The sequence below is a fragment of the Peptoniphilus sp. HCN-40583 genome, assembly GCF_037892835.1.
In the GTDB taxonomy this organism is placed as follows: domain Bacteria; phylum Bacillota; class Clostridia; order Tissierellales; family Peptoniphilaceae; genus Aedoeadaptatus; species Aedoeadaptatus rachelemmaiella.
In genome coordinates this window covers 1-22535 of the sequence record NZ_JBBKBU010000025.1, presented here as the reverse complement: position 1 = coordinate 22535, position 22535 = coordinate 1, and the positions used below count along the sequence as shown (strand labels likewise).

The 22535-nt window shown below is 37.7% G+C and carries 21 protein-coding genes and 2 pseudogenes; 19 read left to right on the top strand and 4 right to left on the bottom strand.

From position 1 onward, the window contains the following. Positions 1-341: 341 nt before the first annotated feature. From WKT05_RS08145 to WKT05_RS08125, 5 genes and pseudogenes are all read left to right on the top strand, one after another. Positions 342-1106 carry a Fic family protein gene (locus WKT05_RS08145; protein WP_108831258.1) on the top strand — a complete coding sequence of 255 codons (765 nt, stop codon included), beginning with the start codon at positions 342-344 and terminating at the stop codon, positions 1104-1106. Between the two features lie 59 nt (positions 1107-1165). Then, complete coding sequence (locus tag WKT05_RS08140; protein ID WP_108831257.1) at positions 1166-1924, top strand: Fic family protein; 759 nt, start codon at positions 1166-1168, stop codon at positions 1922-1924. Positions 1925-2153: 229 nt separating this feature from the next. Further along, complete coding sequence (gene mobC, locus WKT05_RS08135) at positions 2154-2513, top strand: plasmid mobilization relaxosome protein MobC (RefSeq protein ID WP_159082047.1); 360 nt, start codon at positions 2154-2156, stop codon at positions 2511-2513. Between the two features lie 3 nt (positions 2514-2516). Beyond that, the gene (locus tag WKT05_RS08130) at positions 2517-4220 is read left to right on the top strand and encodes a relaxase/mobilization nuclease domain-containing protein (RefSeq protein WP_108831255.1); all 1704 of its coding nucleotides are present in this window, start codon (positions 2517-2519) and stop codon (positions 4218-4220) included. Positions 4221-4348: 128 nt separating this feature from the next. Continuing rightward, positions 4349-4564: pseudogene (locus tag WKT05_RS08125) on the top strand (transposase); the annotation flags it as partial. 148 nt (positions 4565-4712) lie between these two features. Here WKT05_RS08125 and WKT05_RS08120 read toward each other — a convergent pair. The 4 genes and pseudogenes from WKT05_RS08120 to WKT05_RS08105 form a co-directional block, all read right to left on the bottom strand. Beyond that, the gene (locus tag WKT05_RS08120) at positions 4713-4928 is read right to left on the bottom strand and encodes an IS3 family transposase (RefSeq protein ID WP_083508484.1); all 216 of its coding nucleotides are present in this window, start codon (positions 4926-4928) and stop codon (positions 4713-4715) included. Between the two features lie 231 nt (positions 4929-5159). Next, positions 5160-6113, bottom strand: a complete 954-nt coding sequence (locus WKT05_RS08115) for a copper amine oxidase N-terminal domain-containing protein (protein ID WP_108831253.1) — start codon at positions 6111-6113, stop codon at positions 5160-5162. Between the two features lie 33 nt (positions 6114-6146). Further along, entirely contained in the window at positions 6147-7337 is a 1191-nt protein-coding gene (locus tag WKT05_RS08110; RefSeq protein WP_108831252.1) for an amidase domain-containing protein, read from the bottom strand. Positions 7338-7697: 360 nt separating this feature from the next. After that, positions 7698-7862: pseudogene (locus WKT05_RS08105) on the bottom strand (transposase); the annotation flags it as partial. 643 nt (positions 7863-8505) lie between these two features. Here WKT05_RS08105 and WKT05_RS08100 point away from each other — a divergent pair. The 14 genes from WKT05_RS08100 to WKT05_RS08030 all read left to right on the top strand — a co-directional run bounded on the left by WKT05_RS08100 (position 8506) and on the right by WKT05_RS08030 (position 22501). Continuing rightward, entirely contained in the window at positions 8506-8820 is a 315-nt protein-coding gene (locus tag WKT05_RS08100; RefSeq protein ID WP_000420682.1) for a YdcP family protein, read from the top strand. Between the two features lie 15 nt (positions 8821-8835). Next, a complete protein-coding gene (locus WKT05_RS08095) occupies positions 8836-9222 on the top strand; it encodes a YdcP family protein (RefSeq protein ID WP_000985015.1) in 387 nt (128 codons plus the stop codon). Positions 9223-9250: 28 nt separating this feature from the next. Next, a complete protein-coding gene (locus WKT05_RS08090) occupies positions 9251-10636 on the top strand; it encodes an FtsK/SpoIIIE domain-containing protein (RefSeq protein WP_000813488.1) in 1386 nt (461 codons plus the stop codon). A 177-nt stretch (positions 10637-10813) separates the two neighbouring features. After that, positions 10814-12019 carry a MobT family relaxase gene (mobT, locus tag WKT05_RS08080; protein WP_000398284.1) on the top strand — a complete coding sequence of 402 codons (1206 nt, stop codon included), beginning with the start codon at positions 10814-10816 and terminating at the stop codon, positions 12017-12019. Between the two features lie 42 nt (positions 12020-12061). Further along, the gene (locus WKT05_RS08075; RefSeq protein ID WP_001009056.1) at positions 12062-12283 is read left to right on the top strand and encodes a hypothetical protein; all 222 of its coding nucleotides are present in this window, start codon (positions 12062-12064) and stop codon (positions 12281-12283) included. Positions 12284-12399: 116 nt separating this feature from the next. After that, positions 12400-12897 carry an antirestriction protein ArdA gene (locus WKT05_RS08070; RefSeq protein WP_000342539.1) on the top strand — a complete coding sequence of 166 codons (498 nt, stop codon included), beginning with the start codon at positions 12400-12402 and terminating at the stop codon, positions 12895-12897. 88 nt (positions 12898-12985) lie between these two features. After that, the gene (locus tag WKT05_RS08065; RefSeq protein WP_000723888.1) at positions 12986-13378 is read left to right on the top strand and encodes a conjugal transfer protein; all 393 of its coding nucleotides are present in this window, start codon (positions 12986-12988) and stop codon (positions 13376-13378) included. Next, positions 13362-15809, top strand: coding sequence for a conjugal transfer ATPase TcpF (gene tcpF, locus WKT05_RS08060; RefSeq protein ID WP_000331160.1), 2448 nt, complete (start codon positions 13362-13364; stop codon positions 15807-15809). The genes WKT05_RS08065 and tcpF overlap by 17 nt, the downstream gene beginning before the upstream one ends. 2 nt (positions 15810-15811) lie before the next feature. Then, positions 15812-17989 (top strand): CD3337/EF1877 family mobilome membrane protein, encoded by a 2178-nt coding sequence (locus WKT05_RS08055; RefSeq protein ID WP_000804748.1) that lies wholly within the window; start codon positions 15812-15814, stop codon positions 17987-17989. After that, positions 17986-18987 (top strand): bifunctional lytic transglycosylase/C40 family peptidase, encoded by a 1002-nt coding sequence (locus tag WKT05_RS08050; protein ID WP_000769868.1) that lies wholly within the window; start codon positions 17986-17988, stop codon positions 18985-18987. The genes WKT05_RS08055 and WKT05_RS08050 overlap by 4 nt, the downstream gene beginning before the upstream one ends. A gap of 14 nt (positions 18988-19001) precedes the next feature. Continuing rightward, positions 19002-19919 carry a conjugal transfer protein gene (locus WKT05_RS08045; RefSeq protein WP_000975335.1) on the top strand — a complete coding sequence of 306 codons (918 nt, stop codon included), beginning with the start codon at positions 19002-19004 and terminating at the stop codon, positions 19917-19919. Between the two features lie 274 nt (positions 19920-20193). Then, positions 20194-20280: a tetracycline resistance determinant leader peptide gene (locus WKT05_RS08040; protein WP_011058339.1), complete on the top strand. Its 87-nt coding sequence runs from the start codon at positions 20194-20196 to the stop codon at positions 20278-20280. A gap of 15 nt (positions 20281-20295) precedes the next feature. After that, entirely contained in the window at positions 20296-22215 is a 1920-nt protein-coding gene (gene tet(M) / locus WKT05_RS08035) for a tetracycline resistance ribosomal protection protein Tet(M) (protein WP_000691736.1), read from the top strand. 118 nt (positions 22216-22333) lie between these two features. Beyond that, positions 22334-22501, top strand: a complete 168-nt coding sequence (locus WKT05_RS08030) for a cysteine-rich KTR domain-containing protein (protein ID WP_000336323.1) — start codon at positions 22334-22336, stop codon at positions 22499-22501. Positions 22502-22535 lie beyond the last annotated feature (34 nt).

Below are 22535 nucleotides of genomic sequence, written 5' to 3'. Positions count from 1 at the left end.
AAATAAGCTTTTCTTCGCACCTTTTCCGCAAATAAAAAAACCGGACTGCACATGCAATCCGGCTTTATGGTGGAGACGGCGGGGATCTAGGATATAGGCAAACAAATCGCATGATAAGGCCGTTTGAAATAAATAGTGTGCAACCAGTGTGTAACGATAAATAGTCGGTGTAGTGTTCTGTTTTCAAACTAAATAAAACTTTAAATTAGAAGCGAAAGGCTTCCTGGATTTTTCAATTGATTGCTACTCAATTTCATTCAGATATTCAATGTTTGTGATAGAATTTAGAATGATATTATAGCAGAATATAAAAGAGCACAAAATGTAAGGAGTGAGAACCAATGAATAATAAACTTCAAGAGTTAGAAGCTAGAAAAAGACATTTGAATCAAAAGATACAAACTATTTCACAACATTTTTTAACCAGTTACGAGGAAGATTTTGCTATTCGATTCGCTCATGAATCTACAAAGATGGAAGGAAATACTCTGTCAATTTTCGAAGTCAAAACTCTTCTAGTGGATCGAATTACAGTAGGAGGGAAAGAATTAAGAGAACTCTACGAAGTGATTAATCATCAGAAAGCCTTTGAGTATCTAAAAAAAGCGATTCTAGAAAACAGAGAATTCACAGAAGACCTAATCAAAGATCTCCACCAGATTATTACGGAAAATATTTTTCCCGGGGGTATCTATCGTCAAACTAATGTACGGATCTCGGGTGCTTCCTTTATTCCTATCGATTGGACAGAGGTCAGAAATGAGATGTCCTATTTTATAGAACAATATACAGTTCGAAAGAAAGACTTATCAACGTTAGAATTAGCTGCATGGGTACATGCTGAGTTTGTCAAAATTCATCCATTCTCCGATGGCAACGGTAGAACAGCACGATTGCTTATGAATTATATTTTAATGGCCGATGATTTCTTGCCTATTAACATTTCTACAGAGAAACGGGCTGTATATTACGAAAGCCTCGATCAGTACGCTAAAGATCAGGACCTTGAAAAGTTTTTATTTTTGATTTGTGAAGAAGAAGAAAAAGCAATTAAGGATTATGAGATTGAATTACAGGTAGAAAAATCTCGTCCCTTTGAAAGATGATTGTACTGAAATTCCTTTAGTCTATATAAGCTTTTCTCTGTTTGTTTCGGAGGTTATGAATGAACAATAAGTATAATATGACGCTTTCACAAAACATTGCTTACGCAAAACGTAATTTAGTAGACAGCATTTATAATAGTGCCAAGTTGGAAGGATTAAATGTTACCTTCCCTGAAACTTATACCATTCTTGAAAAGGCGAAGATGCAGAATGTCGATATTTCTGCCGTCAGCACAATTTTGAATCTAAAGCATGCCTGGCAATTTCTTTTAAAGAACATCGAAGAACCCATTACCCTTGATTTCATAAAAGACCTTCATTATGAAATTGCTAAAGATGAAGCTCTTGCCTGGGGAGAACTAAGAACAGGTCGTGTTGGTATTGGAGGAACAGATTATGTACCGCCAATACCTGAAGAAGGCGAAGTAAAAACAAAACTTTTAGCATTCGAAAAAATAAATAATGCAACGGAAAGAGCGATTGAACGAATGCTATGGATGATGAAAGCACAACTTTTTTGGGACGGAAATAAACGAACCGCTTCACTGATTGCTAATAAAGATCTTATAAGCCACGGTAAGGGCATCCTTACAATCAGGGAGAAAGATATTTTAGAATTCAATACTTTGCTCAGCCATTATTACTCTACAGATGAAAAAACCGATCTAATAAATATGATTTATAAAAAAGCAATCAGCGGTGTGGAGTTAAGAGAAAAGGATCTTCCTTCCTATAGAGAATTAAAAGATCAAGCAACTGAGAGAATGAATCTTTCTAAGCCAAACCAATTTTTAAAGCTTGATGATTTAGAAAGATAGATTTAAAGCCACTGCGAAGGCGGTGGCTTTTTTTGGTATAATAGAAGTATCTAAATTCACCTTTTTTCTGTCATAGCAAGCGAGTACCTTGGATATCCATTTTGAAAAAATAAATCTCCAAGGCTTGTTGAGGAGTTCCCCAAACCCCCGAAATAAATTTTGGATTTTCAAAATTTATGGGATAATCCCGAACCCTTATTAAACTATTTTTATGAAAGGAATTAAAGCTATGAGTGAAAAAAGATACCGAGATCAGCAGATGCTTTTAAGATTTACTTCTGAAGAAAAAGAATTCTTCGAAACCCTTTTTGAAAAAAGTCGATTTACTAATCGCAATGATTTTATTATCCACCTACTCCGCCATCGTAAAATAATTAATGTCCGACTAAATGACGGTCAGCTAAATGCTATGCACGTTTCTCTCTCCCTGATTGGAAATAATATAAATCAAATTGCTCGAAGAATAAATTCTACCAATTCAATTTACCAAGAAGACATTAATGATATTTTAGAAATTAAAAACCAATTAGAAGATATTCGTACTAATCTTCACATGCTATGCAAGACTTTTAATGTTCAGAGGGCATAAGTTGTGGCTGTTATTGTAAAAGGTAAGCCAATTAAGTCCACGTTGCAGAAGGCAATTAATTATGTTGCAGACGCTTATAAAACTGAAAACAGTATTTTAGTTTCAGCGTATGGCACTAGTATTGATTATGGAGAAAGAGATTTTTTAGAAATCTGGAACACGAATACAAATCCACAAAAGAAAGTATTAGCAAGACACTTCAAACAGTCCTTTGCTCCAGGAGAAGTATCTCCTGAAGAAGCACACGAAATTGCCTTGGAATTTTGTGAGCGTTTCTTAAAAGGTGAATATCAATACGTAGTAGGAACACACGTCGATACGAACTGTATTCATAATCATATTCTTTTTAATAACATACGAATGACGGATTTTAAAGCCTATAAGATCACAAAAGACATTCCCATCATCAGACAAATAAACGACGATATTTGTAAAGAACACGGACTATCCATTATTGATTCCGATAAAGAAAAAGAATTTCTAAACGACCATCTTCGAAACACGAGGTCATATTATGAAGATATGTGTCTAAAAAAAGGTCTGTCCTGGAAAGCAAAGATTCAGTCCGGAATTGACTTATGTATTGAAAAGGCAACAAGCTATGAGAATTTTCTTTTTTTGATCGAAGACATTGGACTTGTTCATGATGACAACGGAAAGTATCTGAAAATTAAATTCCCGGAACAACAAAAATTTACAAGGTGCAAGGAACAAACACTTGGAAAAGACTACACACGTGAAGCTATTCAAAATCGCATTGAGCAAGAAATAGAAATCAAAAATCAAATTGCAAACAAGCCGAAGATGTACATGCAAGATCCTAACTTTATAAAACAAACCAAGCAAAAAATTCAGGACGATCTTCACACTATTCTCGGCGAAGAAAAGACCTTCCGTGATTTTATGGAGCGTTTTTCCTCTCTAGGTTACAGTTATGATCCTGATGAAAAAGTCTATATGTTTGAAGATAGTCACCGCTCTGTTACTTGTCCGGAAGCTCGACTCAGTAAAAAATATCATATGGAGCAAATACAAGCTGCATATCGTGAAGCCAACATCGATGTTTATAAACAACAATTCGTCGATTATAAGATCATTAATCGAACAAAATACGCTATGGAGTCAGCTATAAAATATGCTTCATCTTACGACGAATTTTTAAACGAGATGAAGAAGAAACAATATGATTTCAAGGAGTACCGTGGCGAACTCTACCTGAAACATTCAAGCGATGAAGAATTTACGCTTATACACCCTACCACTTTTGGAACGGACTATACCAAAGAAATGATCAGTTTTAACATTCAGCATAAAACAATCGGTCAAGAAGATGTACGCATGATTCGTTTTGAAAAAGGTCTTAATCAGAATGAGATCTTAATGAGAAATATGACGATGATGAACGAGAACTATCTGCTCTTAAAAAAACATGGCATTAATAGTTTCTCAGAAATTACAGCAGTAATTAATTTCAACAACAACATTCAGAAGGAAAACAATGATCGAATTAAAGAGATCAAAGAGCTTACAGGAGGCTATTTAACGGATTTAAAATTAAAGTCTGAGCTAACGGACCTCTATAACGATAATCGTCGTTTAAAGGCTTCTGTGGCAAACCTTCATAAAATTCATGATAACTACTCACGATATTTGGAACTTAATGATCGATCAAAAGAAAGACTAGATAAAGGTACGCCTAGCCGTTAAATGATTCTCTAAGATATAAAATGTCGGAGCATTATGGGTTATAAAGTATCCATTGGGTGTTTGAAAATGTGACGAACCCGGAGCAAAAACTAATGACGGTAACGGAGAGAAAGTAGTTTAAAAAGAGCCACAGTCTTTTAAAGAAACCGACAAAGAACTTAACAGAAGATGAAAAGTTCGTTGTCGCCATCTTGTTTAAAACGAGCGATGCTATTCGTACCGCTTATATTTTAAAAGAAGGCTTTACCGTTCTATCTCATCAAAAAATCTCTGCTATGACAGCTCTAACACAGTGGATGGAAGAAGCTAAAGAAGCGGTCAAAAAAAGTGGCGATACTGCTTAAGCGCTTAGAAAAACTAGTTCAGCGAGATTACCAGCAGCTTTAATTACCTGTAGAAAAAAGGTCGGAGCACTATAAAGTGACCCCATAAAGTTGGACTTAATCGAGTAAGCATTCCGCTTGCTCGATTTTGTTTTACATAACATTCGTTCTATGCAGATTGCATCTGTTCACGGTATTGCTTCGGACTCAAGCCTCCTAACTTTTCTTTGATTCGATCGTTGTTGTAATAGTGGATGAAACGTTCGATGGAACGCACGAGTTCTTGTCGGCTTCGGTAGACGTAACCGTCGTAGATTTCTCTTTTCAGTACACTGAAGAAGTTCTCCATGGGGGCGTTGTCGTAGCAGTTGCCTTTTCTCGACATGGCTTGAGTGGTCAGTATGGATAAAATTTAATATTTCTCAAAAGCCTCGTATGTGGGAATAGGTCAATTATTTTCTATTGTATAACACATAATCTTTTCTTCAAAGTCTTTATTCTCTTTATAACTTTATGAAAGCATTGCATAAAAAGGGAGATTTGCAAAAACAAATCTCCCTAATAAACATTGAACTTAGAACCTTATCATTTTGATAAAAAATTAAGATTTATCTTTTTATTTATTAACCGAAAGGTTCAACCCCGCTATCTCTTTAAAAAATTTCTGACTTAAATAAGTTCGATTTTCTCTTACATAAAAATCATAACTCCGCTTCTTCCCCTCTTTAATTAAGCAATAACGTTGACCATCTGGAACCATGAGAATCTTTTGATTCTTATTTTTAATTACAATACTAGAGTCCTTTTGGTTCCAATTTACCTCATAATCTTGCCCCTCTAAGATCGATCGCAAAGGAAGGTAAGCTCTTCCTTTTTCCACAAAACCTTTTGAGTTCAAAGTTTTTTCATCTAAGAATATAGATACGTTGTGTTTTGTTTCGACTAAATCACGGAGATTTTTTGTGCGTTTACTACCCGTATCTTGATCAACAATCATTAACTGGCTATTTCCTAATTTATTTGGGTCAGGTATAAGGATAAATATCCAGTTATCCCCTTGAATCCCCTGAGCATTACACTTTCTTCCTAAAACCTCTTCCAATCTACCCTCAGAGAGAGACTTAAATGAATCCATTCTATTCATTTGGTCCTTGTTTTGCTCCACTTGTAGAACTTTGTCTGCAATGTTAAAGGTAAAAGATTTTCCACTTCCCATTCTCTTTAAATATAGTGTATTTCCATCTAAGCTATAAGAGAAGGCTTCATCTCCTTGTGTCTTTAATTCGATATCTTTTGCTGGAATTTCAGCAAAAGGTTCCAAAAAATTGCGATCTAAAATCAATAAACCACAATAGTGTTCTAGGATCAAATAATCATCCGAACCAGCGACAAGAGTTAAGGGATCTGCTCCTGGTTTACTTGATAGCATAGTATTTATAACATTATCATTCGTTTGTTGCTCTTTCTTGGTATCCTTTTTTTGATCATTTGCAGTCTTCATTCCTAAGCTGAATGGCAAAACAAATAACACTATTAATAAAAGAAATATAGTACGAGTTTTTTTCATCATATTAGACTCTCCTTTTTCTAATTGAAAATAGCATTAATAGTAGTATCCATCAATTCTTATCTTAACATTGTCAATACCCCCCCATCTGCTGGAGAAATATCCTGAATAAGATGAAGAATGCGCAGTTACCCAAGGGTCTCCACCTTTTTTATAGACTACAACTGAATGATAATATCGACCTCTATCGTTCTTTAGTTGAATAATGCTTCCTGTATCTAACGCACCAAAAGTACTAGAAAAATATCCCACAGGCCCCTGAGAAGAATTATTAACTAAAAACGTTCTTAGTTCATTTACACCAGCCCATGAGGAACTTCTTTCATTTATGGATCTATAGTACCAATAGTTAGATCCTGTTATCGACGATGAACTTGAGCTTTTGAATGGTGCGCCACCCGCTCTAAGTATTTGTGAAGCGTAATTTGTACAGTCTCCCCCTCTTCCTGTAAAATTGTAGTAAGCTGAGTTAAATCCATTAAAATAGTTATCTTGATATCGCCTCATATTTGCCTTTTGTTGACTGGAAAAATAGGCAAATCTTCCAGACATAGGTCTAATTGCAGATTGATCGTTAAGTTCTTTTTCAAATTCTATGCTTTTAATATACTCTGCAAATCTATCTTTAGCAGAATCTATACTAGAATTTCCCATCGAAAAAGCTCTTTCTTTGTTCATAGCACTAGAGTTTATTTGTGAATCCAAAGGTAATTCCTTCGCTTCTAACGTTAAATTTTCAGGAAATAATGTTCCATCAGAAAGGTCATTTGAAATCGCAGCATAAACATAAAAATCATCATTATCTCTTGTCACTCTAATTTTGTAATCCGCAATCAATTTGGATTCTAAGTCTCCATCCCAATAATTATATTGGATTTTCAACAAAACATCTTCTGTATTTTCGTTTACAGGAACTAACTGCTCATCCAAAACTTTAAAGCTTTTTAAGGTTAACTTTCTTCCTATTAATTTTTCTTTATATGCTTTTATTTCCTTTCGGTCAAGCATATGTTTTTTCAAGCCTTCCGCTTTGCTGTCAACCACACTGCTCTTCACATCGTTAGAATCACTAAAATCCGAAAACTCTTTTTCTACAAATTCAATAGCTACCTGCCTTATTCTCTCATTAGAACTCATTTCTCCTTCTGCAGAAAAAGCGAATACCTCATTTGAAACAGAGAGCATCACTAACAAGGAGATAACTAAAGACAAAACCTTTTTCATCATTTTCTCATCCTTTCTTAGATCTTTGATGGCACTGTTGAATCATAGTTTGCATAAGGCTTCCTAAAGCTAGGATAACATCCACATGTTGTTTTGTCAAGTATTTCTGCACTGTATTAAAGTTCTCTTTTCTTTTTGATAACTTCCCCTTTTTCATATTTTCTAATCTTTGTGGTAGTAGAATTCTAATTTATTGTAATGTATCTATTCAATGTTCCTCATTTCACTTTTTAGGTGGTTTCCTTAAATAATTTAAACGTACCTTTTCTCGGTAAGCTAAACCAGGGTTGTTAAATTGAGAACAGATTTAATACAAAAGGCGAAGCCTCTATTGACGAAAGATACAATATTATTGACTACATATATGTTGACTTCTTTCCAACCACATAACTCTCGCAAAATTGCACCTATTTCGAGTCGCTTTGACCCATAGAATTCTTTTCTTCTATATTTCGGTGCAAATACAACGTGATACTTACAATTCCATTTTGTGTGTGATAGACTATGAGTGTCATTTAGCGATGACATCTTTACCTCCTGTTGATGATAATGTTGCGTGGTTTCCAGACCTTTTTTATCATAACACGAGAGGCTGTTAGGTTCTCATCGCCAAAGCTAAACGGAACCCCCGGTCTAACCGGGGGTTTTCTAATACAACAAAAAAGGATCGAAGCGCAAAGCTCCGACCCTTCCAGACTATGCTAGTATAAAAGAAATATTTTATCGTCTGGAAAATTGACAGCCTATCACAAGAGATAACACCGAGAATGCAAGCAGAACGAATGCAATTAATAGATGACAGGCTATCGCAATTAATTTAAACAAGATTTTTCCTAAAAATAGCATAAAAATCTAGTTATCCGCATAAAAACTGGACTTATCACACTTTATCAAGGTCAAAACCACTCAATTTACTACTAATTTACTACTTATGAATGAGCTTTGATACGACGATTTATCCTTGAAAAGTGAAGATATAAAGATACTTCCAATAAAATTTGAATATTTAATAGGTAGACACTTCAAAAAATGAGGTGTCTATTTTTTTACCCGATTTTGAAAGGAAGTGAACTTATGAAAACAAAAAATCAAGAATCAAAAGGTCGTTCCCCACTCTTTAAGACCATCAAACATTCATTCAGCCAATAAAAAAGAAAGGATAGGTAAAAATATGGAACTTAAATTTGTGATTCCCAACATGGAAAAAACATTCGGCAATTTAGAATTTGCTGGCGAGGATAAAGTCGTTCAGCGAAGAATCAACGGACGGCTAACTGTCTTATCAAGAAGCTATAATCTCTATTCTGATGTTCAAAGAGCAGATGATATTGTGGTGGTGCTTCCTGCTGAAGCTGGCGAAAAACATTTCGGCTTTGAGGAACGTGTGAAGTTAGTCAATCCACGTATTACCGCAGAGGGCTACAAAATCGGCACTCGTGGTTTTACAAATTACCTTTTACATGCTGACGACATGATAAAAGAATAAAGAAAGAGAGGAAAAATGATGAGATTAGCAAATGGCATTGTATTAGATAAAGACACGACTTTTGGAGAATTGAAATTCTCTGCTCTACGTCGTGAAGTGAGAATCCAAAATGAAGACGGGTCGGTTTCAGATGAAATCAAGGAACGTACCTATGACTTAAAATCCAAAGGACAAGGACGCATGATTCAAGTAAGTATTCCTGCCAGCGTGCCTTTGAAAGAGTTTGATTATAACGCACGGGTGGAACTTATCAATCCCATTGCGGACACCGTTGCTACTGCCACCTATCAAGGAGCAGATGTTGACTGGTATATCAAGGCAGACGATATTGTGCTGACAAAGGATTCTAGTTCATTCAAAGCTCAACCACAAGCAAAGAAAGAACCGACACAAGACAAATAGTCGCTAGGTAGAAAGGAGACTTTTTCGCATGAAACAGCGTGGTAAAAGGATTCGCCCATCTGGTAAAGATTTAGTCTTTCATTTTACGATAGCGTCACTCCTGCCTGTTTTCCTGCTGGTTGTCGGACTGTTTCATGTGAAGACAATCCAGCAGATCAACTGGCAGGATTTTAACCTATCACAAGCAGATAAGATTGACATTCCCTATTTAATTATCAGTTTCAGTGTCGCAATTCTTATCTGCTTGCTGGTAGCGTTTGTATTCAAACGGGTTCGCTATGATACGGTTAAACAACTTTACCACCGTCAAAAACTGGCAAAGATGATACTTGAAAACAAGTGGTATGAATCTGAACAGGTCAAAACAGAGGGTTTCTTTAAAGATAGTGCTGGTCGTACAAAGGAAAAGATAACCTACTTCCCTAAAATGTATTATCGACTTAAAAATGGCTTGATACAGATACGGGTGGAAATCACGCTGGGAAAATATCAAGACCAACTCTTACACTTGGAAAAGAAATTAGAGAGTGGCTTGTACTGTGAGCTGACGGATAAAGAGTTAAAGGATTCCTATGTGGAATATACTTTGCTCTATGACACCATAGCCAGTCGTATTTCTATTGATGAAGTAGAAGCTAAAGATGGTAAACTTCGCTTAATGAAAAACGTATGGTGGGAATATGATAAGCTCCCTCATATGTTGATTGCTGGTGGTACAGGTGGCGGTAAAACTTACTTTATACTGACACTGATTGAAGCCTTGCTTCATACAGATTCAAAACTGTATATTCTTGACCCGAAAAATGCTGACCTTGCGGACTTAGGTTCTGTGATGGCAAATGTCTACTATAGAAAAGAAGACTTGCTTTCTTGCATTGAAACATTCTATGAAGAAATGATGAAACGTAGTGAGGAAATGAAGCAGATGAAGAACTATAAGACTGGCAAAAATTATGCTTACTTAGGTCTCCCGGCACACTTCTTAATCTTTGATGAATACGTCGCTTTCATGGAAATGCTGGGAACAAAAGAAAACACCGCAGTTATGAATAAGCTGAAACAGATTGTCATGTTAGGTCGTCAAGCTGGCTTCTTTCTAATACTGGCTTGTCAACGTCCAGACGCAAAATATTTAGGCGACGGAATCCGTGATCAGTTTAATTTCAGAGTGGCTTTAGGTCGTATGTCTGAAATGGGCTATGGCATGATGTTTGGCAGTGACGTACAAAAGGATTTCTTCTTAAAGCGAATCAAAGGTCGTGGCTATGTTGATGTAGGAACAAGTGTCATATCAGAGTTTTATACTCCCCTTGTACCAAAAGGATATGATTTCTTGGAGGAAATTAAAAAGTTATCCAACAGCAGACAGTCCACGCAGGCGACGTGCGAAGCGGAAGTCGCAGGTGTGGACTGATCTTGCTGGCTGGTGTGGCAATAGCCACGCCAGCACTTAACCCCCCGTATCTAACAGGGGGGTACAAATCGACAGGAAACAGTCAAAAAAACATTAGAAAATCCTTTGGTTACAAGGGATTTACAAAATTTCAGCGTATGTCAAATGGGCTTTAAAAGTTGACATACGCCTTTTTGATTGGAGGGATTTTTACTGAATGAACAAACTTGGTTACAGCATTTAAAAGAAAAACGCTTGGCTTATGGACTATCTCAAAACCGTTTAGCTGTTGCGACTGGTATTACAAGGCAGTATCTAAGCGATATTGAAACAGGAAAAGTCAAGCCATCAGAGGATTTACAGCAGTCCCTTTGGGAAGCTCTGGAACGCTTCAATCCCGACGCTCCCCTTGAAATGCTGTTTGATTATGTAAGGATTCGCTTTCCGACAACAGACGTACAGCAGGTGGTCGAAAACATCTTACAACTGAAACTGTCCTATTTTCTTCATGAGGACTATGGTTTCTATTCTTATTCAGAGCATTATGCTTTAGGCGACATATTCGTCCTTTGCTCCCATGAACTGGACAAAGGAGTTCTGGTGGAATTGAAAGGTCGTGGGTGCAGACAATTTGAAAGCTATCTTCTGGCACAACAAAGAAGCTGGTATGAGTTCTTTATGGACGTTTTGGTGGCTGGCGGTGTGATGAAACGCCTTGACCTTGCCATTAACGATAAGACAGGGATTTTGAATATCCCTGTACTCACTGAAAAGTGCCAACAGGAAGAATGTATCTCCGTCTTCCGCAGTTTTAAAAGCTATCGCAGTGGCGAACTGGTACGCAAAGAGGAAAAGGAATGTATGGGAAACACCCTCTATATCGGTTCATTACAAAGTGAAGTTTATTTCTGTATCTATGAAAAGGACTACGAGCAGTACAAGAAAAATGATATTCCCATTGAAGACGCAGAAGTAAAAAACCGTTTTGAGATTCGATTGAAAAATGAGCGTGCCTATTATGCAGTCCGTGATTTACTCGTCTATGACAATCCAGAGCATACCGCCTTTAAAATTATCAATCGGTATATCCGTTTTGTAGATAAAGACGATTCCAAACCTCGTTCTGATTGGAAACTGAATGAAGAATGGGCTTGGTTTATTGGGAACAATCGTGAACGATTAAAACTAACCACAAAACCAGAGCCTTACTCCTTCCAAAGGACGCTGAACTGGCTATCTCATCAAGTTGCCCCGACCTTAAAGGTTGCGATTAAACTTGATGAAATCAACCAGACGCAGGTTGTAAAAGACATTCTCGACCATGCGAAACTGACAGACCGACACAAGCAGATTTTGAAGCAACAGTCAGTAAAAGAACAGGACGTGATAACAACAAAAAAATAACTCAAATACAAATTCATTGAATATAGAGAGGAGAACATTTTTATGAATTTTGGACAAAACCTTTATAACTGGTTTCTATCAAACGCTCAATCACTGGTGCTTTTAGCAATCGTTGTGATTGGCTTGTATCTTGGCTTCAAGCGTGAGTTTAGCAAACTGATTGGCTTTTTAATTATTGCGATTATTGCGGTTGGCTTAGTCTTCAACGCTGCTGGAGTAAAAGACATTTTACTAGAGCTATTCAATCGCATTATTGGTGCTTAAATAAAACCGTTCTTTTGTGGAATATAAGTGGTTTTCTTATGTTCCGCAAAGGAATGGTACACCAAACGAAGTGCGGTAGGGATTTTTGAATCTCTACAAAGAAAGGACGTGAATATATGGACGATATGCAAGTCTATATTGCGAATTTAGGCAAATACAATGAGGGCGAATTGGTCGGTGCGTGGTTTACCTTTCCCATTGACTTTGAGGAAGTCAAAGAGAAAATCGGCTTGAATGATGAATATGAGGAATACGCCATTCATGACTACGAGTTACCCTTTACGGTTGACGAATACACTTCCATTGGCGAACTCAATCGACTATGGGAAATGGTATCGGAATTACCCGAAGAATTACAATCGGAGCTATCTGCTCTGCTCACTCATTTTTCAAGCATTGAAGAACTAAGCGAACATCAAGAGGATATTATCATTCATTCCGATTGTGATGATATGTATGACGTGGCACGCTACTACATTGAAGAAACGGGTGCTTTAGGCGAAGTACCAGCTAGTCTTCAAAACTATATTGATTATCAAGCCTATGGTCGGGATTTAGACCTTTCAGGAACGTTTATCTCAACCAATCATGGGATTTTTGAAATCGTCTATTAAATCTGTCGGTACATTACTACTGGCAGATTTTCTATTTTACGGGGTGGCTCAATCAGCTACCCCTATTTTTTATGAAAGGATTGATTACATGAAGAAAATACGAAGCTATACCAGTATCTGGTCTGTGGAAAAGGTACTGTATTCTATCAATGATTTTAGACTTCCGTTTCCCATAACCTTTACGCAAATGACATGGTTTGTCGTGTCACTCTTTGCAGTGATGATACTTGGCAACTTGCCCCCTCTTTCCATGATAGAGGGAGCATTTCTCAAATACTTTGGGATTCCTGTGGCTTTCACATGGTTTATGTCTACAAAAACTTTTGATGGTAAAAAGCCTTATGGATTTTTGAAGTCTGTCATTGCTTATGCACTGCGACCAAAGCTGACCTATGCAGGAAAAAAAGTAACGCTTGGCAGAAACCAGCCACAAGAAGCCATTACAGCAGTTAGGAGTGAATTTTATGGCATATCCAATTAAATACATTGAAAACAATCTCGTCTGGAATAAAGACGGGGAATGTTATGCTTACTATGAGCTTGTTCCTTACAATTACTCATTTCTAAGTCCAGAACAGAAAATACAAGTGCATGATTCTTTCAGACAGCTTATCGCACAAAATCGTGATGGCAAAATTCATGCTTTACAAATCAGTACAGAATCCAGCATACGTTCTGCACAAGAGCGTTCCAAAAATGAAGTCACTGGCAAGCTCAAAGCGGTTGCCTATGACAAAATCGACCAACAGACAGACGCTTTAATATCCATGATTGGCGAAAATCAAGTGAACTACCGTTTCTTTATCGGCTTTAAGTTGCTTCTCAACGATCAGGAGTTTTCTATGAAAAGTCTTACCGTTGAAGCAAAAAATGCTTTGTCTGATTTTGTCTATGATGTGAACCATAAGCTGATGGGCGATTTTGTTAGTATGAGTAATGATGAAATCCTGCGTTTTCAGAAGATGGAAAAGCTCTTAGAAAATAAAATCTCTCGTCGTTTCAAAATCCGCAGGTTAGATAAGGACGACTTCGGCTATCTGATTGAACACCTTTACGGACAGACAGGCACTGCCTATGAAGAGTATGAGTACCATCTATCAAAGAAAAAGCTGGATAATGAAACGCTGATTAAATACTATGACTTGATTAAGCCTACTCGCTGTTTGGTGGAAGAAAAACAGCGATATTTGAAAATCCAGCAGGAAGATGAAACCGTCTATGTAGCTTACTTTACCATTAACAGCATTGTCGGAGAACTGGACTTCCCGTCCTCTGAAATCTTCTACTACCAGCAACAGCAATTTACATTCCCGATTGATACGTCAATGAATGTGGAAATTGTAGCGAATCGTAAAGCCCTATCTACTGTCCGCAATAAAAAGAAAGAACTGAAAGACTTGGATAACCACGCTTGGCAAAGTGATAATGAAACCAGCTCCAATGTGGCGGAAGCTCTGGAAAGTGTGAATGAGCTGGAAACCAATTTAGACCAAAGCAAGGAATCTATGTACAAGCTGTCTTATGTGGTAAGGGTATCAGCAAATGATCTTGACGAACTCAAACGTCGTTGTAATGAAGTGAAAGATTTTTATGACGATTTAAGCGTAAAACTGGTACGACCATTTGGGGATATGCTCGGCTTACATGAAGAATTTTTACCTGCCAGCAAGCGTTATATGAATGATTATATTCAATACGTGACCTCTGATTTCCTCGCTGGTTTAGGTTTTGGTGCTACTCAAATGCTGGGGGAAAATGAGGGGATTTATGTTGGCTACAGCTTAGATACTGGACGCAATGTCTATCTGAAACCTGCTCTTGCCAGTCAAGGGGTTAAGGGTTCAGTAACCAATGCGTTAGCGTCGGCTTTTGTTGGTTCGCTGGGTGGTGGTAAATCCTTTGCGAATAACCTTATCGTCTATTATGCGGTGCTTTATGGGGCACAAGCAGTGATTGTAGACCCAAAAGCAGAACGTGGCAGATGGAAAGAAACCTTGCCAGAGATTTCCCATGAAATCAATATCGTCACTCTGACTTCTGATGAGAAAAACAAAGGCTTACTTGACCCTTATGTGATTATGAAAAATCCCAAAGATTCTGAATCACTGGCTATTGATATTCTGACATTCCTTACGGGGATTTCCTCTCGTGATGGGGAACGCTTCCCAATCCTTAGAAAAGCCATTCGTGCAGTAACCAATAGTGAAGTACGAGGGTTGATGAAAGTGATTGAGGAATTACGGGTTGAGAATACGCCACTAAGTACCAGTATAGCCGACCATATCGAAAGTTTTACAGACTATGACTTTGCACATTTATTATTCAGTAATGGTTATGTGGAGCAGTCTATCAGCTTAGAAAAACAACTGAACATTATACAGGTTGCGGACTTGGTACTTCCCGACAAGGAAACTTCCTTTGAGGAATATACCACTATGGAGCTTTTATCCGTTGCTATGCTGATTGTCATTAGTACCTTTGCTTTAGACTTTATCCATACAGACCGAAGCATTTTCAAGATTGTAGATTTAGACGAAGCATGGAGCTTTTTACAGGTAGCACAAGGAAAAACACTATCTATGAAGCTGGTTCGGGCTGGTCGTGCTATGAACGCTGGGGTATATTTCGTGACCCAAAATACAGACGACCTCTTAGATGAAAAACTGAAAAATAACCTCGGCTTAAAATTTGCATTTCGTTCCACTGACCTTAACGAGATTAAAAAGACCTTAGCCTTTTTTGGTGTAGACCCAGAGGACGAAAACAATCAGAAGCGATTGCGTGATTTGGAAAACGGGCAATGCCTTATCAGTGATTTATATGGTCGTGTCGGTGTGATACAGTTCCACCCTGTATTTGAAGAACTGCTCCATGCCTTTGATACCAGACCACCTGTGCGAAAAGAGGTGTAAATGTGAAACCATCAATAGTAAACAGAATAAAATCAAACTGGACGCTGAAACGTCTAGGTAAAGTGGCAATGACAGTGGCTTTCACACTTGTGATTGCCATTTTTCTTTTAGCCATGCTGGGAACGGTGGTTCAAGCTGCGGGCTTGGTAGATGATACGGTCAATGTGGCAAATGAATACAGCCGATACCCACTTGAAAACTATCAACTGGATTTTTATGTGGATAATAGCTGGGGCTGGCTTCCGTGGAACTGGTCGGACGGGATTGGAAAACAGGTCATGTATGGACTATATGCCATTACCAATTTTATTTGGACAATCAGTTTGTATGTTTCCAATGCGACAGGTTACTTAGTACAGGAGGCCTATTCCTTAGACTTCATTTCCGCTACAGCAGATTCCATTGGTAAGAATATGCAGACCTTAGCTGGTGTGAGTGCAAACGGATTTTCAACAGAGGGTTTCTATGTTGGATTCCTCTTACTCTTGATTTTGGTTCTTGGGGTTTATGTTGCCTATACGGGACTGATAAAGAGAGAAACCACAAAGGCAATTCATGCCATTATGAATTTTGTGCTGGTGTTTATCCTATCGGCTTCCTTTATTGCCTACGCTCCCGACTACATTAAAAAAATCAATGACTTTTCATCAGACATCAGTAATGCCAGTTTATCACTTGGCACGAAGATTGTCATGCCCCATTCCGATAGTCAAGGCAAGGACAGCGTGGACTTAATCAGAGATAGCCTGTTTTCCATACAGGTTCAGCAACCGTGGCTACTGCTTCAATACAACAGTTCAGACATTGAAAGTATCGGTATTGACCGTGTGGAAAGCCTGCTCTCCACCAGCCCAGATTCCAACAATGGCGAAGACAGAGAAAAAATTGTTGCGGAAGAAATTGAAGACAGAAGCAATACCAATCTAACCATTACAAAGACCATTAACCGTTTAGGTACAGTCTTCTTCCTATTTGTCTTCAATATTGGGATTTCCATATTTGTATTCCTATTAACAGGAATCATGATTTTCTCGCAGGTACTTTTTATCATCTATGCTATGTTTCTGCCTGTGAGCTTTATTTTAAGCATGATTCCATCATTTGATGGTATGTCAAAACGAGCCATAACAAAGCTCTTTAATACCATTTTGACACGAGCTGGAATCACATTGATTATTACGACAGCATTTAGTATTTCAACCATGCTCTATACCTTATCGGCTGGTTATCCGTTCTTTTTGATTGCTTTTCTACAGATTGTGACCTTTGCAGGAATCTACTTCAAGCTGGGCGATTTAATGAGTATGTTTTCTCTACAGAGTAACGATTCTCAAAGTGTGGGAAGTCGTGTGATGAGAAAACCTCGTATGCTTATGCACGCTCACATGCACCGTCTACAGCGGAAACTTGGACGTTCCATGACTACTCTAGGGGCTGGGTCTGCCATTGTTACAGGTAAAAAAGGACAGTCGGGTTCGGGGAGTTCTGCAAGGACACAAGCAGATCACTCCCGACCAGACGGAAAGGAAAAATCAACACTTGGAAAACGTATCGGTCAAACCATCGGTACAGTAGCTGATACCAAAGACAGAATGGTAGACACTGCTAGTGGTTTGAAAGAACAGGTTAAAGATTTGCCGACCAATGCAAGATATGCAGTATATCAAGGAAAATCCAAAGTAAAAGAGAATGTCCGTGATTTAACCAGTAGTATTTCTCAAACCAAAGCGGACAGAGCCAGTGGACGCAAGGAACAGCAGGAACAAAGGCGAAAAACCATTGCGAAGCGTCGCTCTGAAATGGAACAGGTCAAACAGAAAAAACAGCCTGCTTCTTCTGTTCATGAAAGACCGACTACAAGACAAGAACAATATCATGATGAACAGACCTCAAAACAGTCTAATATTCAGACTTCATATAAGGAATCTCAACAAGCCAAACAAGAGCGTCCAGCAGTTAAGTCCGATTTTTCAAGTCCAAAAGTGGAACGCCAAGGCAATACCGTTCAAGAAAAAACCGTTCAAAAGCCAGCAACTTCAACCACTACAGCAGATAGAACTTCACAACGTCCAATCACAAAAGAACGTCCGTCTACTGTTCAAAGAGTACCACTACAAAATACAAGAAGTAGACCACCAATCAAAACCGCCACCATTAAGAAAGTCGGTAAGAAACCATGAAGTTGAAAACTTTAGTGATTGGTGGTTCTGGATTATTCTTGATGGTCTTCTCACTGCTTCTGTTTGTTGCCATTTTATTTTCAGATGAACAGGACAGCGGAATTTCCAATATTCATTATGGAGGTGTGAATGTTTCCGCAGAAGTGCTGGCTCATAAGCCTATGGTAGAAAAATATGCCAAAGAATATGGCGTTGAAGAATATGTCAACATACTTCTTGCGATTATACAGGTGGAATCGGGCGGTACTGCGGAAGATGTTATGCAGTCCTCGGAATCCCTCGGTCTTCCACCTAATTCATTGAGTACAGAAGAATCCATTAAGCAAGGTGTGAAGTATTTCAGTGAATTATTAGCCAGTAGCGAAAGGCTCAGTGTAGATTTAGAATCGGTTATCCAGTCCTACAATTATGGTGGTGGTTTCTTAGGGTATGTGGCTAATCGTGGAAATAAATATACCTTTGAACTGGCTCAAAGTTTCTCAAAAGAGTATTCAGGTGGCGAAAAAGTGTCTTACCCCAATCCCATAGCCATACCTATCAATGGGGGCTGGCGATACAACTATGGCAATATGTTTTATGTGCAACTGGTAACGCAGTATCTTGTCACAACAGAGTTTGATGATGATACGGTACAAGCCATCATGGACGAAGCACTGAAATATGAGGGCTGGCGATACGTTTACGGTGGAGCTTCCCCGACTACTTCTTTTGATTGTAGCGGACTGACACAATGGACGTATGGAAAAGCTGGAATTAACTTACCACGAACCGCACAACAGCAATATGATGTGACCCAGCATATCCCACTATCGGAAGCACAAGCTGGCGATTTGGTTTTCTTTCATTCTACCTATAACGCTGGCTCTTATATTACTCATGTTGGGATATACCTTGGCAATAACCGTATGTTTCATGCAGGCGACCCAATCGGTTATGCCGACTTAACAAGCCCCTACTGGCAACAGCATTTAGTGGGAGCAGGACGAATCAAACAATGAGAAAGGAAGATTTAATGATGAAATTTAGAAAAAATCAGAATAAAGAAAAACAGATACCAAAGGAAAAGAAACCTCGTGTCTACTATAAGGTCAATCCTCATAAAAAGGTTGTGATTGCCTTGTGGGTACTTTTAGGGCTTAGTTTCAGCTTTGCGATATTCAAGCACTTTACAGCTATAGATACTCATACTATTCACGAAACAACTATCATAGAAAAGGAATACGTTGATACTCATCATGTAGAAAATTTTGTAGAGAACTTTGCGAAAGTCTACTATTCATGGGAGCAATCCGATAAGTCCATTGATAATCGAATGGAAAGTCTAAAAGGCTATCTGACAGATGAACTTCAAGCTCTCAATGTTGATACAGTACGCAAAGATATTCCTGTATCGTCTTCTGTAAGAGGATTTCAGATATGGACGGTAGAGCCAACTGGCGACAATGAGTTTAATGTAACCTACAGTGTAGACCAGCTCATTACAGAGGGAGAAAATACAAAGACCGTCCACTCTGCTTATATAGTGAGTGTCTATGTAGATGGTTCTGGAAATATGGTACTGGTTAAGAATCCGACCATTACCAACATACCTAAGAAATCAAGTTATAAACCAAAAGCCATTGAAAGTGAGGGGACGGTTGATTCCATTACAACCAATGAAATCAATGAGTTTTTAACGACGTTCTTCAAGCTCTATCCTACAGCGACAGCCAGTGAACTTTCCTACTATGTGAATGACGGGATATTAAAACCAATCGGAAAAGAGTACATCTTTCAAGAACTGGTAAATCCTATTCACAATCGTAAGGATAATCAAGTCACGGTATCGCTGACAGTGGAGTATATCGACCAGCAGACCAAAGCAACGCAGGTATCTCAATTTGATTTGGTACTTGAAAAGAACGGGAGTAATTGGAAGATTATAGAATAACAAATATTGGTACATTATTACAGCTATTTTGTAATCACGTACTCTCTTTGATAAAAAATTGGAGATTCCTTTACAAATATGCTCTTACGTGCTATTATTTAAGTATCTATTTAAAAGGAGTTAATAAATATGCGGCAAGGTATTCTTAAATAAACTGTCAATTTGATAGTGGGAACAAATAATTGGATGTCCTTTTTTAGGAGGGCTTAGTTTTTTGTACCCAGTTTAAGAATACCTTTATCATGTGATTCTAAAGTATCCAGAGAATATCTGTATGCTTTGTATACCTATGGTTATGCATAAAAATCCCAGTGATAAAAGTATTTATCACTGGGATTTTTATGCCCTTTTGGGTTTTTGAATGGAGGAAAATCACATGAAAATTATTAATATTGGAGTTTTAGCTCATGTTGATGCAGGAAAAACTACCTTAACAGAAAGCTTATTATATAACAGTGGAGCGATTACAGAATTAGGAAGCGTGGACAAAGGTACAACGAGGACGGATAATACGCTTTTAGAACGTCAGAGAGGAATTACAATTCAGACAGGAATAACCTCTTTTCAGTGGGAAAATACGAAGGTGAACATCATAGACACGCCAGGACATATGGATTTCTTAGCAGAAGTATATCGTTCATTATCAGTTTTAGATGGGGCAATTCTACTGATTTCTGCAAAAGATGGCGTACAAGCACAAACTCGTATATTATTTCATGCACTTAGGAAAATGGGGATTCCCACAATCTTTTTTATCAATAAGATTGACCAAAATGGAATTGATTTATCAACGGTTTATCAGGATATTAAAGAGAAACTTTCTGCCGAAATTGTAATCAAACAGAAGGTAGAACTGTATCCTAATATGTGTGTGACGAACTTTACCGAATCTGAACAATGGGATACGGTAATAGAGGGAAACGATGACCTTTTAGAGAAATATATGTCCGGTAAATCATTAGAAGCATTGGAACTCGAACAAGAGGAAAGCATAAGATTTCAGAATTGTTCTCTGTTCCCTCTTTATCATGGAAGTGCAAAAAGTAATATAGGGATTGATAACCTTATAGAAGTTATTACTAATAAATTTTATTCATCAACACATCGAGGTCCGTCTGAACTTTGCGGAAATGTTTTCAAAATTGAATATACAAAAAAAAGACAACGTCTTGCATATATACGCCTTTATAGTGGAGTACTACATTTACGAGATTCGGTTAGAGTATCAGAAAAAGAAAAAATAAAAGTTACAGAAATGTATACTTCAATAAATGGTGAATTATGTAAGATTGATAGAGCTTATTCTGGAGAAATTGTTATTTTGCAAAATGAGTTTTTGAAGTTAAATAGTGTTCTTGGAGATACAAAACTATTGCCACAGAGAAAAAAGATTGAAAATCCGCACCCTCTACTACAAACAACTGTTGAACCGAGTAAACCTGAACAGAGAGAAATGTTGCTTGATGCCCTTTTGGAAATCTCAGATAGTGATCCGCTTCTACGATATTACGTGGATTCTACGACACATGAAATTATACTTTCTTTCTTAGGGAAAGTACAAATGGAAGTGATTAGTGCACTGTTGCAAGAAAAGTATCATGTGGAGATAGAACTAAAAGAGCCTACAGTCATTTATATGGAGAGACCGTTAAAAAATGCAGAATATACCATTCACATCGAAGTGCCGCCAAATCCTTTCTGGGCTTCCATTGGTTTATCTGTATCACCGCTTCCGTTGGGAAGTGGAATGCAGTATGAGAGCTCGGTTTCTCTTGGATACTTAAATCAATCATTTCAAAATGCAGTTATGGAAGGGATACGCTATGGTTGCGAACAAGGATTATATGGTTGGAATGTGACGGACTGTAAAATCTGTTTTAAGTATGGCTTATACTATAGCCCTGTTAGTACCCCAGCAGATTTTCGGATGCTTGCTCCTATTGTATTGGAACAAGTCTTAAAAAAAGCTGGAACAGAATTGTTAGAGCCATATCTTAGTTTTAAAATTTATGCGCCACAGGAATATCTTTCACGAGCATACAACGATGCTCCTAAATATTGTGCGAACATCGTAGACACTCAATTGAAAAATAATGAGGTCATTCTTAGTGGAGAAATCCCTGCTCGGTGTATTCAAGAATATCGTAGTGATTTAACTTTCTTTACAAATGGACGTAGTGTTTGTTTAACAGAGTTAAAAGGGTACCATGTTACTACCGGTGAACCTGTTTGCCAGCCCCGTCGTCCAAATAGTCGGATAGATAAAGTACGATATATGTTCAATAAAATAACTTAGTGTATTTTATGTTGTTATATAAATATGGTTTCTTGTTAAATAAGATGAAATATTTTTTAATAAAGATTTGAATTAAAGTGTAAAGGAGGAGATAGTTATTATAAACTACAAGTGGATATTGTGTCCTGTATGTGGAAATAAAACACGATTAAAGATAAGGGAAGATACTGAATTAAAAAAATTCCCCCTCTATTGTCCGAAATGCAGACAAGAAAATTTAATTGAAATAAAGCAGTTCAAAGTAACTGTGATTACAGAGCCAGACGCAAAGACGCAGAGCCGATAAAATGAGATTAATACAATCTCATTTTATCGGCTCT

Coding starts and splice junctions, on each gene's coding strand:
- WKT05_RS08145 (WP_108831258.1), top strand. CDS start 342: ATGAATAATAAACTTCAAGAGTTAGAAGCTAGAAAAAGACATTTGAAT.
- WKT05_RS08140 (WP_108831257.1), top strand. CDS start 1,166: ATGAACAATAAGTATAATATGACGCTTTCACAAAACATTGCTTACGCA.
- mobC (WP_159082047.1), top strand. CDS start 2,154: ATGAGTGAAAAAAGATACCGAGATCAGCAGATGCTTTTAAGATTTACT.
- WKT05_RS08120 (WP_083508484.1), bottom strand. CDS start 4,928: ATGTCGAGAAAAGGCAACTGCTACGACAACGCCCCCATGGAGAACTTC.
- WKT05_RS08115 (WP_108831253.1), bottom strand. CDS start 6,113: ATGATGAAAAAAACTCGTACTATATTTCTTTTATTAATAGTGTTATTT.
- WKT05_RS08110 (WP_108831252.1), bottom strand. CDS start 7,337: ATGATGAAAAAGGTTTTGTCTTTAGTTATCTCCTTGTTAGTGATGCTC.
- WKT05_RS08100 (WP_000420682.1), top strand. CDS start 8,506: ATGGAACTTAAATTTGTGATTCCCAACATGGAAAAAACATTCGGCAAT.
- WKT05_RS08095 (WP_000985015.1), top strand. CDS start 8,836: ATGATGAGATTAGCAAATGGCATTGTATTAGATAAAGACACGACTTTT.
- WKT05_RS08090 (WP_000813488.1), top strand. CDS start 9,251: ATGAAACAGCGTGGTAAAAGGATTCGCCCATCTGGTAAAGATTTAGTC.
- WKT05_RS08075 (WP_001009056.1), top strand. CDS start 12,062: ATGAATTTTGGACAAAACCTTTATAACTGGTTTCTATCAAACGCTCAA.
- WKT05_RS08070 (WP_000342539.1), top strand. CDS start 12,400: ATGGACGATATGCAAGTCTATATTGCGAATTTAGGCAAATACAATGAG.
- WKT05_RS08065 (WP_000723888.1), top strand. CDS start 12,986: ATGAAGAAAATACGAAGCTATACCAGTATCTGGTCTGTGGAAAAGGTA.
- tcpF (WP_000331160.1), top strand. CDS start 13,362: ATGGCATATCCAATTAAATACATTGAAAACAATCTCGTCTGGAATAAA.
- WKT05_RS08050 (WP_000769868.1), top strand. CDS start 17,986: ATGAAGTTGAAAACTTTAGTGATTGGTGGTTCTGGATTATTCTTGATG.
- WKT05_RS08045 (WP_000975335.1), top strand. CDS start 19,002: ATGATGAAATTTAGAAAAAATCAGAATAAAGAAAAACAGATACCAAAG.
- WKT05_RS08040 (WP_011058339.1), top strand. CDS start 20,194: ATGCTTTGTATACCTATGGTTATGCATAAAAATCCCAGTGATAAAAGT.